General features: G+C 39.1%; 30 protein-coding genes. All 30 read right to left on the bottom strand.

What is annotated here, in order from left to right:
• Nucleotides 1-33: 33 nt before the first annotated feature.
• The 30 genes from ACHABU_RS18845 to tuf all read right to left on the bottom strand — a co-directional run bounded on the left by ACHABU_RS18845 (nucleotide 34) and on the right by tuf (nucleotide 15,647).
• Nucleotides 34-978: a DNA-directed RNA polymerase subunit alpha gene (locus tag ACHABU_RS18845; RefSeq protein ID WP_435766509.1), complete on the bottom strand. Its 945-nt coding sequence runs from the start codon at nucleotides 976-978 to the stop codon at nucleotides 34-36.
• 200 nt (nucleotides 979-1,178) lie between these two features.
• Nucleotides 1,179-1,568: a 30S ribosomal protein S11 gene (gene rpsK / locus ACHABU_RS18850; protein ID WP_435766510.1), complete on the bottom strand. Its 390-nt coding sequence runs from the start codon at nucleotides 1,566-1,568 to the stop codon at nucleotides 1,179-1,181.
• A 21-nt stretch (nucleotides 1,569-1,589) separates the two neighbouring features.
• Complete coding sequence (rpsM, locus tag ACHABU_RS18855) at nucleotides 1,590-1,955, bottom strand: 30S ribosomal protein S13 (RefSeq protein WP_435766511.1); 366 nt, start codon at nucleotides 1,953-1,955, stop codon at nucleotides 1,590-1,592.
• Nucleotides 1,956-1,978: 23 nt separating this feature from the next.
• Complete coding sequence (gene rpmJ, locus ACHABU_RS18860) at nucleotides 1,979-2,092, bottom strand: 50S ribosomal protein L36 (protein ID WP_010095733.1); 114 nt, start codon at nucleotides 2,090-2,092, stop codon at nucleotides 1,979-1,981.
• 31 nt (nucleotides 2,093-2,123) lie between these two features.
• The gene (gene infA / locus ACHABU_RS18865) at nucleotides 2,124-2,342 is read right to left on the bottom strand and encodes a translation initiation factor IF-1 (RefSeq protein ID WP_379498137.1); all 219 of its coding nucleotides are present in this window, start codon (nucleotides 2,340-2,342) and stop codon (nucleotides 2,124-2,126) included.
• Nucleotides 2,329-2,655: a KOW motif-containing protein gene (locus tag ACHABU_RS18870; protein WP_435766512.1), complete on the bottom strand. Its 327-nt coding sequence runs from the start codon at nucleotides 2,653-2,655 to the stop codon at nucleotides 2,329-2,331. The genes infA and ACHABU_RS18870 overlap by 14 nt, the downstream gene beginning before the upstream one ends.
• A 171-nt stretch (nucleotides 2,656-2,826) precedes the next feature.
• A complete protein-coding gene (locus ACHABU_RS18875; RefSeq protein WP_435766513.1) occupies nucleotides 2,827-3,471 on the bottom strand; it encodes an adenylate kinase in 645 nt (214 codons plus the stop codon).
• Between the two features lie 33 nt (nucleotides 3,472-3,504).
• On the bottom strand, nucleotides 3,505-4,797 hold the full coding sequence (secY, locus tag ACHABU_RS18880; protein WP_435766514.1) for a preprotein translocase subunit SecY: 1,293 nt from the start codon (nucleotides 4,795-4,797) through the stop codon (nucleotides 3,505-3,507).
• Nucleotides 4,797-5,237, bottom strand: a complete 441-nt coding sequence (gene rplO, locus ACHABU_RS18885) for a 50S ribosomal protein L15 (RefSeq protein ID WP_435766515.1) — start codon at nucleotides 5,235-5,237, stop codon at nucleotides 4,797-4,799. The genes secY and rplO overlap by 1 nt, the downstream gene beginning before the upstream one ends.
• Before the next feature lie 31 nt (nucleotides 5,238-5,268).
• A complete protein-coding gene (gene rpmD / locus ACHABU_RS18890; protein ID WP_435766516.1) occupies nucleotides 5,269-5,451 on the bottom strand; it encodes a 50S ribosomal protein L30 in 183 nt (60 codons plus the stop codon).
• Between the two features lie 13 nt (nucleotides 5,452-5,464).
• Nucleotides 5,465-5,968, bottom strand: a complete 504-nt coding sequence (rpsE, locus tag ACHABU_RS18895) for a 30S ribosomal protein S5 (protein WP_435766517.1) — start codon at nucleotides 5,966-5,968, stop codon at nucleotides 5,465-5,467.
• A gap of 22 nt (nucleotides 5,969-5,990) precedes the next feature.
• Nucleotides 5,991-6,353 carry a 50S ribosomal protein L18 gene (gene rplR / locus ACHABU_RS18900; protein WP_435766518.1) on the bottom strand — a complete coding sequence of 121 codons (363 nt, stop codon included), beginning with the start codon at nucleotides 6,351-6,353 and terminating at the stop codon, nucleotides 5,991-5,993.
• A gap of 32 nt (nucleotides 6,354-6,385) precedes the next feature.
• Nucleotides 6,386-6,922 (bottom strand): 50S ribosomal protein L6, encoded by a 537-nt coding sequence (gene rplF / locus ACHABU_RS18905; RefSeq protein WP_435766519.1) that lies wholly within the window; start codon nucleotides 6,920-6,922, stop codon nucleotides 6,386-6,388.
• A gap of 30 nt (nucleotides 6,923-6,952) precedes the next feature.
• On the bottom strand, nucleotides 6,953-7,351 hold the full coding sequence (rpsH, locus tag ACHABU_RS18910; RefSeq protein ID WP_435766520.1) for a 30S ribosomal protein S8: 399 nt from the start codon (nucleotides 7,349-7,351) through the stop codon (nucleotides 6,953-6,955).
• Between the two features lie 29 nt (nucleotides 7,352-7,380).
• Nucleotides 7,381-7,566, bottom strand: a complete 186-nt coding sequence (gene rpsN / locus ACHABU_RS18915; RefSeq protein ID WP_379498147.1) for a 30S ribosomal protein S14 — start codon at nucleotides 7,564-7,566, stop codon at nucleotides 7,381-7,383.
• A gap of 29 nt (nucleotides 7,567-7,595) precedes the next feature.
• Nucleotides 7,596-8,135 carry a 50S ribosomal protein L5 gene (gene rplE, locus ACHABU_RS18920; RefSeq protein ID WP_435766521.1) on the bottom strand — a complete coding sequence of 180 codons (540 nt, stop codon included), beginning with the start codon at nucleotides 8,133-8,135 and terminating at the stop codon, nucleotides 7,596-7,598.
• A 26-nt stretch (nucleotides 8,136-8,161) separates the two neighbouring features.
• Nucleotides 8,162-8,473 carry a 50S ribosomal protein L24 gene (rplX, locus tag ACHABU_RS18925; RefSeq protein ID WP_435766522.1) on the bottom strand — a complete coding sequence of 104 codons (312 nt, stop codon included), beginning with the start codon at nucleotides 8,471-8,473 and terminating at the stop codon, nucleotides 8,162-8,164.
• A 34-nt stretch (nucleotides 8,474-8,507) separates the two neighbouring features.
• On the bottom strand, nucleotides 8,508-8,876 hold the full coding sequence (rplN, locus tag ACHABU_RS18930; protein WP_036578659.1) for a 50S ribosomal protein L14: 369 nt from the start codon (nucleotides 8,874-8,876) through the stop codon (nucleotides 8,508-8,510).
• A gap of 43 nt (nucleotides 8,877-8,919) precedes the next feature.
• The gene (gene rpsQ / locus ACHABU_RS18935; protein ID WP_435766523.1) at nucleotides 8,920-9,183 is read right to left on the bottom strand and encodes a 30S ribosomal protein S17; all 264 of its coding nucleotides are present in this window, start codon (nucleotides 9,181-9,183) and stop codon (nucleotides 8,920-8,922) included.
• 25 nt (nucleotides 9,184-9,208) lie between these two features.
• Entirely contained in the window at nucleotides 9,209-9,409 is a 201-nt protein-coding gene (gene rpmC, locus ACHABU_RS18940; RefSeq protein WP_379498151.1) for a 50S ribosomal protein L29, read from the bottom strand.
• On the bottom strand, nucleotides 9,399-9,833 hold the full coding sequence (gene rplP, locus ACHABU_RS18945) for a 50S ribosomal protein L16 (RefSeq protein ID WP_435766524.1): 435 nt from the start codon (nucleotides 9,831-9,833) through the stop codon (nucleotides 9,399-9,401). Before rplP ends, rpmC begins: the two co-directional genes overlap by 11 nt.
• 18 nt (nucleotides 9,834-9,851) lie before the next feature.
• A complete protein-coding gene (gene rpsC / locus ACHABU_RS18950; protein WP_435766525.1) occupies nucleotides 9,852-10,493 on the bottom strand; it encodes a 30S ribosomal protein S3 in 642 nt (213 codons plus the stop codon).
• A gap of 3 nt (nucleotides 10,494-10,496) precedes the next feature.
• Nucleotides 10,497-10,838 (bottom strand): 50S ribosomal protein L22, encoded by a 342-nt coding sequence (gene rplV, locus ACHABU_RS18955; protein WP_379498153.1) that lies wholly within the window; start codon nucleotides 10,836-10,838, stop codon nucleotides 10,497-10,499.
• Nucleotides 10,839-10,856: 18 nt separating this feature from the next.
• Nucleotides 10,857-11,135: a 30S ribosomal protein S19 gene (gene rpsS / locus ACHABU_RS18960; RefSeq protein ID WP_435766526.1), complete on the bottom strand. Its 279-nt coding sequence runs from the start codon at nucleotides 11,133-11,135 to the stop codon at nucleotides 10,857-10,859.
• A gap of 57 nt (nucleotides 11,136-11,192) precedes the next feature.
• Nucleotides 11,193-12,023: a 50S ribosomal protein L2 gene (gene rplB / locus ACHABU_RS18965; RefSeq protein WP_435766527.1), complete on the bottom strand. Its 831-nt coding sequence runs from the start codon at nucleotides 12,021-12,023 to the stop codon at nucleotides 11,193-11,195.
• Between the two features lie 29 nt (nucleotides 12,024-12,052).
• Entirely contained in the window at nucleotides 12,053-12,340 is a 288-nt protein-coding gene (rplW, locus tag ACHABU_RS18970) for a 50S ribosomal protein L23 (RefSeq protein WP_379498156.1), read from the bottom strand.
• The gene (gene rplD / locus ACHABU_RS18975; protein ID WP_435766528.1) at nucleotides 12,340-12,963 is read right to left on the bottom strand and encodes a 50S ribosomal protein L4; all 624 of its coding nucleotides are present in this window, start codon (nucleotides 12,961-12,963) and stop codon (nucleotides 12,340-12,342) included. The genes rplW and rplD overlap by 1 nt, the downstream gene beginning before the upstream one ends.
• Before the next feature lie 26 nt (nucleotides 12,964-12,989).
• Nucleotides 12,990-13,619: a 50S ribosomal protein L3 gene (gene rplC / locus ACHABU_RS18980; RefSeq protein WP_435766529.1), complete on the bottom strand. Its 630-nt coding sequence runs from the start codon at nucleotides 13,617-13,619 to the stop codon at nucleotides 12,990-12,992.
• 30 nt (nucleotides 13,620-13,649) lie between these two features.
• A complete protein-coding gene (gene rpsJ / locus ACHABU_RS18985) occupies nucleotides 13,650-13,958 on the bottom strand; it encodes a 30S ribosomal protein S10 (RefSeq protein WP_435766530.1) in 309 nt (102 codons plus the stop codon).
• Between the two features lie 498 nt (nucleotides 13,959-14,456).
• Nucleotides 14,457-15,647 carry an elongation factor Tu gene (gene tuf, locus ACHABU_RS18990; RefSeq protein WP_435766531.1) on the bottom strand — a complete coding sequence of 397 codons (1,191 nt, stop codon included), beginning with the start codon at nucleotides 15,645-15,647 and terminating at the stop codon, nucleotides 14,457-14,459.
• Nucleotides 15,648-15,671 lie beyond the last annotated feature (24 nt).

Below are 15,671 nucleotides of genomic sequence, written 5' to 3' on the forward strand. Positions count from 1 at the left end.
CCTTTTTTGAAACGTTAAAGGTGACTGTATAAATCAGTCATCATCACGTAAACCTAAACCTAGGTCCACTAATTTTACTTTTACTTCTTCTAAAGATTTACGGCCTAAATTACGTACTTTCATCATATCCTCTTCAGACTTGTTGGCAAGTTCATGAACAGTATTGATTCCAGCTCGTTTTAAGCAGTTGTATGATCTTACAGATAGATCAAGTTCTTCGATTGTCATTTCCATGACTTTCTCTTTTTGATCTTCTTCTTTTTCTACCATGATTTCAGCATTCTGTGCTTCATCCGTTAAACCAACAAATATATTAAGATGTTCTGTAATAATTTTAGCACCTAAAGAAACGGCTTCTTCAGGACGAATACTACCATCAGTTGAAACATCCAATGTTAATTTGTCATAGTTCGCCACTTGGCCTACACGTGTATTTTCCACTTGATAAGTTACACGTGATACTGGAGTGAAGATAGAATCAACCGGAATAACGCCAATTGGTAGTTCCTCACTATTGTTTACTTCAGCTTGACGATAACCACGGCCACGTTCAGCTGTTAATTTCACATGCAAGTTGCCTTTACTGTTTAGCGTAGCAATCTGCAGTTCAGGATTCATTACTTCTACATCACTATCATAAGTTAGATCAGCAGCTGTAACTTTTCCTTCGCCTTGTACATCTATTTCTAATGTTTTTGGTTCATCAGAATAAATTTTTAAAGCAAGTTTTTTCAGATTCAAAATTATTGTTGTTACATCTTCAACAACACCATCAATCGTTGAAAACTCATGCAGTGCTCCGTCAATTTGGACTGTAGTAACTGCAGCACCTGGAAGTGAGGATAATAAGATACGACGCAAGGAGTTTCCAAGAGTGGCACCATATCCACGTTCAAGCGGTTCAACCACAAATTTTCCAAATGTAGCATCATCGCTGATTTCAAGCGTTTCAATTTTTGGCTTTTCTATTTCGATCATTCAATAAAACCCTCCTTTAAAACGTCGAAACCCCGGCTAGACATTTGTCTAACCGAAATTCCTCAAATAAGGCAGTTGGCGTTTCTGCGCTACCTGTATTTCTTTCGTACAATTCTGTCTTGGATGCTGTTAGATCGTTGCTTTATATTTAAGCTATCATAACCCATTATAGACAGGGTGACAAATTCTATACGGTATAATTAAACACGACGACGTTTTGGTGGGCGGCAACCATTATGAGGAACTGGTGTTACATCAACAATTGCAGTAACTTCCAAACCTGCCGCTTGAAGTGAACGAATTGCAGCTTCACGACCAGCACCTGGGCCTTTAACGGTAACTTCTAATGTTTTCATGCCATTTTCAACTGCTGTTTTTGCAGCAGATTCAGCTGCCATTTGAGCTGCAAAAGGGGTAGATTTACGAGAACCTCTGAAGCCTAATGCACCAGCAGAACTCCATCCAACAGCGTTACCGTGAGTATCTGTAATTGTAACAATTGTATTATTAAATGTAGAACGGATATGTGCTATACCCGACTCAATATTCTTTTTCACACGACGTTTACGTGTATTCGTTTTACGTACCATTGATTAGCTTACCTCCTTACTTTACTTTTTCTTATTAGCCATTGTACGACGTGGACCTTTACGAGTACGTGAGTTGTTTTTCGTATGTTGTCCACGAACTGGTAAACCACGACGGTGACGAATACCTCTATAAGAACCAATTTCGATTAGACGTTTGATGTTAAGTGAAACTTCACGACGAAGATCACCTTCCGTGTTAAACTCTTCCATCGATTGACGGATTTTACCTAACTCTTCTTCTGTTAAATCACGTACACGAGTGTCTTCAGAAACGCCTGCTTCTTTAAGGACTTTCTGTGCGGTAACTTTTCCAATTCCATAAATGTAAGTGAGTGAAATTACTACACGTTTATCACGTGGAATATCAATACCTGCAATACGTGCCATAGAACATAAGCACCTCCTGTTTTTTAGCCTTGTTTTTGTTTGTGTTTCGGATTTTCACAAATCACCATTACTTTGCCTTTGCGTTTGATGACTTTGCATTTTTCGCAAATTGGTTTAACAGATGCTCTTACTTTCATCATCTTTACCTCCTTTTATATCGGAGCTCGTTTATTTATAACGGTACGTAATTCGCCCTCTGGTTAAATCATACGGAGAAAGTTCAACCGTTACTTTATCACCCGGTAATATGCGGATAAAATGCATACGGATTTTGCCAGATACATGCGCTAAGACCGTATGGCCATTTTCAAGCTCAACTTTAAACATCGCATTTGGCAATGTATCCTTTACGGTACCTTCAACTTCAATTACATCATCTTTCGCCATCGTGTTGATCTCCCTTCTTCAAATCAGTCACAACCTCACCTATAAAATTCGTTATGGCAAATCGCAATTTCCCATTTGTGACACGACCAGTTTCTAGAAGGCTGTTTTGGACTTCTGGTGAAACATAATCCATCGTCTCAATATGATGCAGATTCTTCTTCTTTGGTCTATTCGTTTTGCGCTTTTCCCCGTCGGCCAGCAGAACAAACCGATCATCCACAATTGCAATAACAACTGCATACTGACCCGCATCGCGTCCTTGCTTAATACGAACAATCTGACCCTTCATTGGAATCGAATCATTCTCGTACAACAGCGCTCACCATCACTTAGGCTATAGTTTATATAGAAAATCGAGTAACTATTTATGATCCTGCGTCACTTTATATAAAGTAATACATTTTTTTCTCGTTAACTCACGTCATTTATTATAACACTCAGAGATAGAAATGCATCTTATCTGTATCACAAAACAATAAATGACTTATTTTCCCAATATAGTTTGAATATCCTGAAAGACTACTTCAATGTCTCGATCTCCATCTACCTTCAAAAGATATCCTTTATCCTGGTAAAAATCAAGTAACGGTTGTGTTTGCTCAATATTAACGGATAAACGTTTCTTAACCGTTTCTGGTTGATCGTCATCCCGTTGAATTAACTTAGAACCATCATTATCACATACGCCTTCCTGTTTAGGAGGATTGTATACAACATGATACGTAGTTCCGCAAGTTGGACAAATTCTCCGTCCAGTTAAACGCTCTACCAATTTTTCTTCTGGAACATCTACATGTAAAACATAATCTATAGATCGGTTTAAATCAGTTAGAAGTTGTTGTAAAGCTTCTGCTTGAGCGATGGTTCTTGGAAAACCATCCAGTAGAAATCCATTCACACAATCAGCTTTGCTTAGACGTTCTTTTACAATTCCAATGGTTACTTCATCCGGAACAAGATCACCTTGATCCATATAGTCCTTAGCTTTCATACCAAGGTCTGTACCCTCTTTGATAGCCAGTCGGAACATATCCCCTGTTGAAATATGCGGGATGTTATATTTTTTATTTATTTTCTCAGCCTGCGTACCTTTTCCAGCACCAGGTAACCCCATTAAAATTAAATTCAATATTTTTCCCTCGCTCTCATTGGCAGCAGGAAATTACTTAATAAATCCTTTGTAGTGACGCTTCACTAATTGACTCTCTAGTTGTTTCATTGTTTGTAATGCTACCCCTACAACGATTAGTAAACTTGTGCCACCTATTTGTACTGCTGTTGGCAGATTAGCAAGACCACCTAAAATCATAGGAAATACAGAAACTGCCGCTAGAAATAGTGCACCTACAAATGTTAAGCGATACATAACACGGGTCAGATATTTCTCTGTATTATTCCCAGGTCGTATACCAGGTACATATCCACCTTGTTTTTGCAAGTTTTCAGCCATCTGTTCAGGATTTACCTGAATGAATGTATAGAAATACGTGAAAGCAATAATTAATGCTACATATATTACCATACCAACCGGCTGCGTGTAATCAAATATATATGCTATTGACTGAGCTATTTGATTACCTTCAAAGAAACCAGCAATCGTTGTCGGTGCTATCATAAAAGCAATCGCGAAGATTACAGGTATAACACCCGCAGCATTTACTTTAATAGGTAAATGTGTGGATTGACCACCTACTGGAGATCGATTAACTGTCTTTTTTGCATACTGGATTGGAATTTTCCTTAATGCCTGGTTCACAAAAATAACTCCAACTGTTACAGCAACAGCAACTAATGCAATCAGTAGAACGATAATGATATTTATGAACAACTCATCTCCAGGATTAACAAAATACTGAGTGTAAAGTTGACCAACACCATTAGGTATAGCTGCTACGATACCAGCGAATATTAAGATAGAGATTCCGTTGCCGACACCATGTGCAGTGATTTGTTCCCCAACCCACATTAAGAATGCAGTTCCAGCTGTTAGTACAATAGCAATAACAAGAAATTTCGTGAAGCTTGGATCAGCTATTAACAACCCGCCAGCCATCGCGTTGAATCCAACTGACATTGCAATTGCTTGAACAAAGGCAAGAACAATCGTTCCATAGCGAGTAACCTGTGCAATTTTTTTACGACCCATTTCACCTTGTTTTTTCCATTCGGTAAATTTAGGTACAACATCCATTTGCAATAACTGCATAATGATGGATGCTGTAATGTACGGCATAATTCCCATCGCAAAAATCGAGAAGTTTTGAAGGGCTCCACCACCAAAGGTGTTCATAAACCCAAATACATTTTGCTGGTTCATAAAATCAATTGCCGCTTTATCAGTGAACGGCACAGGTATAAATGTACCTAGGCGAAATACAATTAACATTAATAATGTAAAAATTATCTTTCGTCTAATATCAGCTACGCGCATAAAATTGGAGATTGTACGAAACATTAAATCACCTCGGTTTGACCGCCCGCTGCCTCAATTGCTTCTTTAGCTGAAGTTGAGAACTTATGAGCTTTTACTTTTAACTTTTTCTCGATAGCGCCTTTGCCAAGTATTTTAATACCGGCATTAAGTTTGCTTACGACACCATTTTCAAGTAATAGCTCAGGTGTAATTTCAGTGCCTTCTTCAAAGCCATTTAACGTATCTAAGTTTACGATTGAATATTCTTTGCGATTGATGTTTGTAAATCCGCGTTTAGGTAGACGTTGGAATAAAGGCATTTGTCCACCTTCAAAGCCCGGACGTACACCACCGCCTGAACGTGCTTTTTGTCCTTTATGTCCACGGCCGGAAGTTTTTCCGTTACCAGAAGACGTACCACGTCCAACACGATTTCTCTCTTTACGAGTTCCTTCTGCTGCCTTCAATTCATGAAGTTTCATGCGAGCACCTCCTCTTTACGCTAATATATAATTAAATTTCTTTAACTGTCAATAAGTGGGACACTCTATTTACCATACCACGAATGGCTGGAGTATCTTCACGTACAACGGATTGACGAATTCTCTTTAACCCTAATGCTTCTACAGTTCCTTTTTGAACTGGTGAACCACCAATGACACTGCGAGTGAGGGTTATTTCTAATTTTTTAGACATAGTGTTTCCCTCCTTATCCTAACAGTTCTTCTACAGACTTTCCACGTAATTTTGCTACGTCTTCAGCTGTTTTTAAGTTTGTTAAGCCATTTAATGTTGCACGGATCATATTAATTGGTGTGTTAGAACCAAGTGATTTTGTTAAAATATCGCCTACACCAGCAAGTTCTAAAATAGCACGAACCGGACCACCGGAGATAACTCCAGTACCTTCTGAAGCTGGCTTCATCAATACATTACCAGCGCCGAATCGTCCATTAATTTGGTGAGGAATTGTAGTTCCAACGATTGGTACAGTAATCAAGTTTTTCTTCGCGTCATCAACTGCTTTTTTAATTGCTTCAGGTACTTCTTGCGCTTTACCAGTACCGAAACCTACATGACCGTTTTTATCTCCAACAACTACTAGTGCTGCAAAACGGAAGCGACGTCCACCTTTTACTACTTTAGCTACTCGGTTGATCGTAACAACGCGTTCTTCTAGATCTAGTTTGTTAGCATCGATGTTAGTTTTCATACAATGGTTCCCTCCTTATCGATTAAAATTCAAGACCTGCCTCGCGGGCAGCGTCTGCCAATGCTTGAATACGTCCATGATAAAGATATCCTCCACGGTCAAATACAACTGATTTATAACCATTATCTTTAGCACGTTTAGCAATAGCTTCCCCAACTTGCTTAGCAGCTTCAACATTAGCAGCACCGCTAATATTCAACTCTTTGTCAGCAGTTGAAGCACTTGCTACAGTTACGCCATTAATATCATCTATCAATTGAGCATAAATGTTTTTATTTGAACGAAATACGTTTAGACGAGGACGCTCGGCTGTACCAAAAAGGTTTTTACGAACACGACCATGTCTCTTTTTACGAATAATATTTTTATCAGGTTTTGTGATCATCTAGGTCACTCCTTTCTGCTCCCTAACCAATCTTACTTAGCAGTTTTACCTTCTTTACGACGAACATGTTCATTCGTGTAACGAATACCTTTACCTTTGTAAGGTTCTGGTGGTCTGATTGCTCTAATATTAGATGCTATTGCTCCAACCAGTTCTTTATCAATACCTTTTACAATTAATTGCGTGTTTTTAGGAACATCAATTTCGATGCCGTCAATTGGATCAATTTCAACTGGATGTGAATACCCAGCGTTAATCACAAGTTTGTTTCCTTGTTTTTGCGCACGATAACCAACACCAATAATTTCAAGTGATTTTTCGAAACCTTTACTTACGCCTTCTACCATGTTGTTAATCAGGCTGCGAGTAGTTCCGTGCAGGGCACGATGGTCTTTATGATCACTTGGACGTTCAACTGTAAGCACGTTACCTTCAATATTAACTTTCATATCTTGGTGCAGTTCTCTAGTTAATTCACCTTTTGGTCCTTTAACAGTAACCGTAGTGCCATTAAGTTTAATTTCTACACTTTCTGGAATTTCAACCGGTTTAAGTCCTATACGAGACATTCCATACACCTCCTTATTAAAAAATGTTAATTACCAAACATACGCTAGAACTTCGCCACCAACAGCTTGCGAACGTGCTTCTTTGTCAGATAACACACCTTTAGATGTTGATACGATAGCTATACCTAAACCATTAAGTACACGTGGCACTTCTTCTGCTTTAGCGTATACGCGCAATCCTGGTTTACTGATACGTTTGATACCTGTAATTACTCTGTCTTCAGTCGTGCTATATTTAAGGAAGATACGCAAAACACCTTGTTTGTTGTCTTCGACTAATTCATAATCTTTAACAAAACCTTCACGTTTCAGGATATCAGCGATCTCTTTTTTCATGTTAGAAGCAGGAAGCTCTAATTTTTCATGTTTTACCATATTTGCATTACGAATGCGAGTAAGCATATCTGCGATTGGATCTGTCATAACCATTACTAATTACCTCCTTCCCGAATCGGGGTTTACCAGCTTGCTTTTTTGACACCAGGAATTTGACCTTTATAGGCAAGTTCACGGAAACAAATACGGCAAAGTTTAAATTTACGGATTACAGAATGCGGACGACCACAACGCTCGCAGCGTGTGTATTCTTGTACTTTATATTTGTGAGTACGTTTTTGTTTCGCAATCATAGATTTTTTAGCCACAATTTTCCCTCCTTGTATTAGCTCTTAGCTTATTTTTGGAAAGGCATGCCTAGCTGAGCTAAAAGTTCACGAGCTTCTTCGTCAGTATTAGATGTTGTTACTATAACGATATCCATACCACGAACTTTGCTTACCTTATCATAGTTAATTTCTGGGAAAATCAGTTGTTCTTTAACACCTAATGTGTAGTTACCACGGCCATCAAAAGCTTTTTTGGAAATACCACGGAAATCACGTACACGTGGAAGTGATACATCAATCAACTTTTGAAGGAAGTCATACATACGCTCACCGCGAAGAGTTACTTTTGCCCCAATCGGCATCCCTTCACGAAGACGGAAACCAGCAATGGATTTCTTTGCACGAGTGATTAATGGTTTCTGACCAGAAATTAAAGAAAGTTCCTCAACAGCACTATCTAATGCTTTTGTATTTTGAACTGCATCACCAACACCCATGTTAATAACAATTTTATCTACTTTTGGTACTTGCATAACAGATTCATAATTGAATTTATTCATTAATGATGTTGAAATTTCATCTTGGTATTTTTGTTTTAATTGGTTCATAGTGGCGCCCTCCTTTCGTCGCTAAATTATTTATCTAATGCTTCACCGGATTTTTTAGCGATGCGGACTTTCTTTCCGTCTCGTACTTCATATCCAACACGAGTTGGCTCACCGGATTTTGGATCGATTGGCATTACATTAGAAACATGAATTGGAGCTTCCATGTTGAGAATTCCGCCTTGCGGATTCTCTTGAGAAGGTTTTGCATGCTTTTGAATCATATTGATTCCTTCTACAAGCACACGCTCTTTTTTCGGAAATGCTTCTAATATAGTGCCTGTTTTACCGCGGTCTTTACCGGACAATACTTTTACTTTATCACCTTTTTTTACATGCATTCTTAACGCACCTCCTTGACAAGGTAATTCATTCTTATAACACTTCTGGAGCTAGAGATACGATTTTCATGAACTTAGCATCACGTAATTCACGTGCAACTGGTCCGAAGATACGAGTTCCTCTTGGACTTTTATCATCACGGATAATTACGGCAGCATTTTCATCAAAACGGATGTATGATCCATCTTTACGGCGTGCACCAGATTTAGTACGTACGATTACTGCTTTAACAACTTCGCCTTTTTTGACAACGCCGCCTGGTGTTGCTTGTTTGACGGTACAAACAATTACATCACCAATATTAGCAGTCTTACGTCCTGATCCACCCAATACTTTAATGGTCAATACTTCACGAGCACCAGAGTTATCTGCAACTTTTAAACGAGTTTCTTGTTGAATCATAACGCTGTGACCTCCCTTCGGATACCTTCCGAGCGAACTTTAGTTAGATAATTACCGCTTCTACTGTTACTTCTAGCAAACGAAAACGTTTCGTAGCTGATAGCGGACGAGTTTCCATGATGCGAACCACATCACCTGTTTTTGCAACATTATTTTCATCATGTGCTTTGAATTTTTTAGAATATTTAACACGTTTGCCATATAATTGATGGAATTTGTAAGTTTCAATTAAAACTGTAATTGTTTTATCCGATTTATCGGAAACAACACGACCTGTATATACTTTACGATTATTACGTTCAGTCATTGAGGCTAACCTCCTCTCTTTAGAATCAGTTATTTACGCTTAATTCACGCTGACGTACAACTGTTTTCATACGTGCGATTCCTTTACGTACTTCACGAATTCGTGCAGTGTTTTCCAACTGACCAGTAGCAAGCTGGAAGCGTAAATTAAATAGTTCTTCTTTTAAACCTTTAACTTTTTGTTCAATTTCGGCAGTGGTTAGATCTCTGATTTCATTAGCCTTCATTGCTTTCACCACCAATTTCTTCACGTTTTACGAATTTAGTTTTAATCGGCAGTTTATGTGATGCAAGTCTTAATGCTTCACGAGCGACTTCTTCTGGAACACCTGCGATTTCAAACAAGATTTTTCCTGGTTTAACTACTGCTACCCATCCTTCAGGAGCACCTTTACCGGAACCCATTCGAACTTCTAGCGGTTTTGCAGTATATGGCTTATCTGGGAAAATTTTAATCCAGACTTTACCACCACGTTTCATGTAACGAGTCATTGCAATACGAGCTGCCTCAATTTGGCGGCTTGTAATCCAAGAAGCTTCTGTAGCTTGTAAACCGTATTCACCAAAAGCGACTGTTGTGCCACCTTTTGCTTGGCCTCTCATTTTACCACGATGTTGTCTACGATATTTAACACGTTTAGGCATTAACATAGTAATGAGCCCCCTCCCTTATTTGTTGGTTTTAGTTGGAAGGACTTCTCCACGATAGATCCACACTTTAACACCTAATTTACCATAAGTAGTATCAGCTTCTGCTGTACCATAGTCAATATCAGCACGTAATGTGTGTAGTGGTACTGTTCCTTCACTATAATGTTCCGCACGAGCGATATCTGCTCCACCAAGACGTCCGGAAACTTGAGTTTTAATTCCTTTAGCTCCCCCACGTATTGCACGTTGGATAGTTTGCTTTTGAGCACGACGGAATGAAATACGACTTTCTAATTGACGAGCAATGTTGTCTGCAACCAATTTAGCGTTAAGATCCACTTTTTTGATCTCAACAATATTGATATGAACTCTCTTGCCTGTCAAGCTGTTTAATGATTTACGTAGAGCTTCAACTTCTGAGCCGCCTTTACCAATTACCATTCCTGGTTTCCCAGTGTGAATTGTAATGTTTACACGGTTTGCTGCACGTTCGATTTCGATAGAAGAAACAGCAGCTGTACTTAAGCGGTTTTCAAGATATTCTCTGATTTTAATATCTTCATGCAGTAAGTCTGCATAGTCTTTACCAGCATACCATTTAGACTCCCAGTCTTTAATGACACCTATGCGAAGACCTGTTGGATTCACTTTATTACCCACTGACTATCCCTCCTTTTTTTCAGTTACCACAACTGTAATATGGCTTGTGCGTTTGTTAATTTTACTTGCGCGTCCTTGTGCACGTGGACGGAAACGTTTCAATGTAGCACCTTCATTAACGAATGCTTCAGAAATCACTAGATTATCTGTATCCATTTCATAGTTATGTTCTGCATTTGCAACAGCAGAATTCAAAACTTTTTCTACGACTGGAGAAGCACCGCGTTGTGTATGGCGTAAAATGGCAATTGCCTCACCAACATTTTTTCCTCGAATTAGATCTACCACTAAACGAACTTTACGAGGAGCAATACGAACTGATTTCGCAACGGCTTTAGCTTGCATGCCTGATACCTCCTCTCATTAACGTTTTGTTTTCTTATCGTCACCGGTGTGTCCTCTATACGTACGAGTTGGTGCGAATTCACCTAATTTATGTCCGACCATATCTTCTGTAACATATACTGGAACGTGTTTGCGTCCATCATATACAGCTATTGTATGACCAATAAATGTCGGGAAAATTGTTGAACGACGTGACCAAGTTTTAACAACCTGTTTCTTGTCATCTTCGTTTAATACATCAATTTTCTTTAATAGATGGTCATCTGCAAAAGGTCCTTTTTTTAAGCTACGACCCATGGATAAACCTCCTTCCGCAATTGAGAGACGGGTCTTAGTTCCCGTCCATTAATCCGCTTATTTTTTACGTTTACGAACGATATATTTATCAGACGGTTTGTTTCGTTTACGCGTTTTGTAACCAAGTGTTGGTTTACCCCATGGTGACATTGGCGATTTACGCCCGATTGGAGCACGACCTTCACCACCACCGTGTGGGTGATCATTAGGGTTCATTACAGAACCACGAACAGTTGGGCGGATACCCATCCAGCGTGAACGACCAGCTTTACCGACGCGGATAAGTTCATGTTCAATGTTACCAACCTGACCGATTGTAGCACGGCAAGTAGTTAGGATTAAACGAACTTCACCTGAAGACAAACGAACTAGCGTGTATTTCTCTTCACGGCCTAGGATTTGCGCTTCTGCACCAGCTGAACGAGCGATTTGTCCACCGCGTCCTGGTTTTAATTCGATGTTGTGAATGATTGTACCTACAGGAATTTTTCCAAGTGGAAGTGCATTACCAGATTTGATATCTGCAGCTTCTCCTGATTCAATTACCTGCCCTACTTTTAGTCCTTTTGGAGCTAAAATATAACGTTTTTCTCCGTCAGCATAATTGATTAATGCAATATTTGCTGAACGGTTTGGATCATACTCGACTGTAGCAACGCGTCCTGGTATACCATCTTTATCACGTTTAAAGTCGATAATACGGTATTGACGTTTATGACCGCCACCTTGATGACGAACCGTTAATCTCCCTTGGTTATTACGACCACCATGTTTGTGTAATGGAGCTAAAAGGGATTTCTCAGGAGTATCCGTAGTTATCTCTGCAAAGTCTGATACAGACATATTACGTCTACCGCTTGAGGTTGGTTTGAATTTTTTAATCGCCATCTTATTCCCTCCTTCACGATATTTTTGGATTAAGCTTCAAAGAAGTCCAATTCTTTACTGTCTTCTGTAAGCTGTACGATAGCTTTTTTGCGATTTGAGCGATATCCACCGTAACGGCCCATTCGCTTAAATTTACCTTTAATATTCATAGTGTTGACTTTTTCTACCTTGACACCAAAAATTAACTCAACTGCATCTTTGATCTCAGTTTTGTTTGCTTTTGTAGATACTTCAAACGTATATTTTTTGTCTGCCATTAAGTCAGCGGAATTCTCTGTAATGACAGGGCGCTTTATCACATCACGTGAATCTTTCATTATGCGAGCACCTCCCCTGCTTTTTCAGCTGCATCTTTAGAAATGATCAGCTTGTCATGCGAAAGCAAGTCTAGTACATTCATTTCTTCTACGGTTAATACTTTAACAGTTTGAAGGTTATTTGCTGAACGAATAACTTTTTCGTCTTTATCAGCAGTCACGATCAATACTTTTGTATCAACTTTAAGAGCATCTAGCATTTTTATAACTTCTTTTGTTTTTGGAACATCAAATCCGATGCTGTCTAAAACTAACAAGTTTTCTTCTTTTACTTTAGAAGACAATGCAGATTTAAGCGCTAAACGACGTACTTTCTTCGGTAGTTTATAGCTATAGCTGCGTGGTGTAGGTCCGAAAACAACTCCACCGCCAACCCATTGTGGTGAACGAATAGAACCTTGACGTGCACGACCTGTTCCTTTTTGACGCCACGGCTTACGACCACCACCGCGTACATCAGAGCGATTTTTCACAGCATGTGTACCTTGCCTTAATGATGCACGTTGCATCACTACTGCTTCGTGCAATACATGTGTATTTGGCTCAATACCGAAAACGGAATCGTTTAATTCGATATCTCCTGCATTACTTCCATCTTGTTTTAAAAGTGCTACTTTAGGCATGACATATCCTCCCTTCGTATGTGTGATTAGTTACCTTTTACTGCACTTGATACTCGAACGTAAGATTTTTTAGCACCAGGGACATTACCTTTTACTAGTAGAATATTCTTTTCAACATCTACACTTACGATTTCAAGGTTTTGTATAGTTACTTGTTCAGCACCCATGTGTCCTGGTAAGTTTTTACCTTTGAAAACACGCATTGGGTCAACATCCCCCATTGAACCTGGAGATCTATGGAAATGAGAACCGTGGGTCATTGGTCCACGTCGTTGTCCGTGACGTTTAATAACACCCTGGAAACCTTTCCCTTTTGAAGTCCCTGTTACATCAACTTTGTCTCCGGCCTGAAAAACTTCAACGCTGATTTCTTGACCAATTTCAAAGCTGTCAAGTTCTGCGTCACGGATTTCACGAACGTAGCGCTTAGGGGCTGTGTTTGCTTTTTCAGCATGACCTTTTTCCGCTTTGTTTGTACGTGATTTCTTTTTATCTGCAAAACCGATTTGCAACGCTTCGTAACCATCATTTTCTAATGTTCTCTTTTGCAAAACTACGTTTGGCTCAGCCTGTATAACCGTTACTGGTACCAATTCTCCGTTATCAGAAAAAAGCTGAGTCATGCCGATTTTACGACCTAAGATTCCTTTCGTCATCCGTTACACCTCCTATATTTAACTTAAATTTTATAGTTTAATTTCAATGTCCACACCAGATGGTAAGTCAAGACGCATTAGCGAATCAACAGTCTTTGGAGTTGGATCAACAATATCGATTAGACGTTTATGAGTACGCATTTCGAATTGTTCGCGAGAATCTTTATACTTATGCACCGCGCGCAGTACTGTATAGATAGATCTCTCAGTTGGTAATGGAATCGGTCCAGATACTTTTGCACCCGAACGTTTTGCAGTATCAACAATTTTTTCAGCAGATTGATCTAAAATACGGTGATCATATGCTTTTAAACGAATTCTAATTTTTTCTTTTGCCATTATTTTCCCTCCTTTTCGCCCATATTCATACAGACATTCTCCGTGAAAATTTCTTAGCACTCCGCCATGGCAAAGGGGCCGTGTGTGCCAACAACCTTCCACATCATCGCCTTAAATGACCAACATTAATATTATACTAAAAATGTAGTCTCAATGCAACCCCTATTATTTTAATACCAATAGACGATTGCGCATTTCTGTATTATACATATAATTAACGGTCAATGCAAGTGTATATAAAAATCTTTTTGAACTTTTTACGAGAGACATCTGATTAACTCATAGAATTACAATATTTTGCTAGTCTTACATTATCGTTTTTCCTTAGTTTGATTACATTTAAACATAGTCTCATATGAATGTCGTACTTGTTAGATTTTTTAACAAGGCAATTAATCTTTTCAAACGGAACGAATAACCGTAGTTATCATCTTCTAAAAATAAATTGACACAAAAAAAAGACAGCGTCGTCACGCTGTCTGTTTTCTTGTTATTGCATTATTTTTGGATAGATGATACAACACCAGATCCAACAGTACGTCCACCTTCACGAATTGAGAAACGTGTACCGTCTTCAAGAGCGATTGGTGATATTAATTCAATTGTCATTTCGATGTTATCACCAGGCATTACCATTTCAACGCCTTCTGGAAGTGATACTACACCAGTTACGTCAGTTGTACGGAAGTAGAACTGCGGGCGATAGTTTGTGAAGAATGGAGTATGACGTCCACCTTCTTCTTTTGATAATACATATACTTCAGATTTGAAGTTTGTATGTGGAGTAATCGAACCTGGTTTAGCAAGAACTTGACCACGGTTGATATCTTCACGTGCAACACCACGTAATAGCGCTCCAATGTTATCGCCAGCTTCAGCATAGTCAAGAAGCTTACGGAACATTTCAACACCAGTTACAATTGTTTTACCAGGTGCTTCGTTAAGACCGATGATTTCAACTTCATCTCCGACTTTAACTTGACCACGTTCAACACGTCCAGTAGCAACTGTTCCACGACCAGTGATTGAGAATACATCCTCAACAGGCATCATGAATGGTTTGTCAGTATCACGTTCTGGAGTTGGAACATACTCATCAACAGCAGCCATCAATTCTACGATTTTTTCTTCGTATTCTTCATCGCCTTCAAGAGCTTTAAGAGCAGAACCACTAACAACTGGTACATCATCACCAGGGAAATCGTATTCTGTTAATAAATCACGAACTTCCATTTCTACTAATTCTAGTAGCTCGTCGTCATCAACCATATCCGTTTTGTTAAGGAATACTACGATTGTAGGAACCCCAACGTTACGTGAAAGCAGGATATGCTCACGAGTTTGTGGCATTGGGCCATCAGCAGCGGATACTACAAGAATAGCTCCATCCATCTGAGCAGCACCAGTAATCATATTTTTAACGTAGTCAGCGTGACCCGGGCAGTCAACGTGTGCATAGTGACGAGTTGCAGTTTCATATTCTACGTGTGATGTTGAGATTGTAATTCCACGTTCTTTTTCTTCTGGAGCACCATCAATTTGGTCATACCCCATTGCAGTACCATTACCGTTTCTTTTAGCCATAACAGTTGTAATAGCAGCAGTTAATGTCGTTTTACCATGGTCAACGTGTCCGATTGTACCAACATTCACGTGACTTTTAGAGCGATCAAACTTTTCTTTACCCATTTATAGTTCCTCCTTTAAATAAAT

Source organism: Oceanobacillus sp. CF4.6, assembly GCF_051262635.1.
In the GTDB taxonomy this organism is placed as follows: Bacteria; Bacillota; Bacilli; order Bacillales; family Amphibacillaceae; genus Oceanobacillus.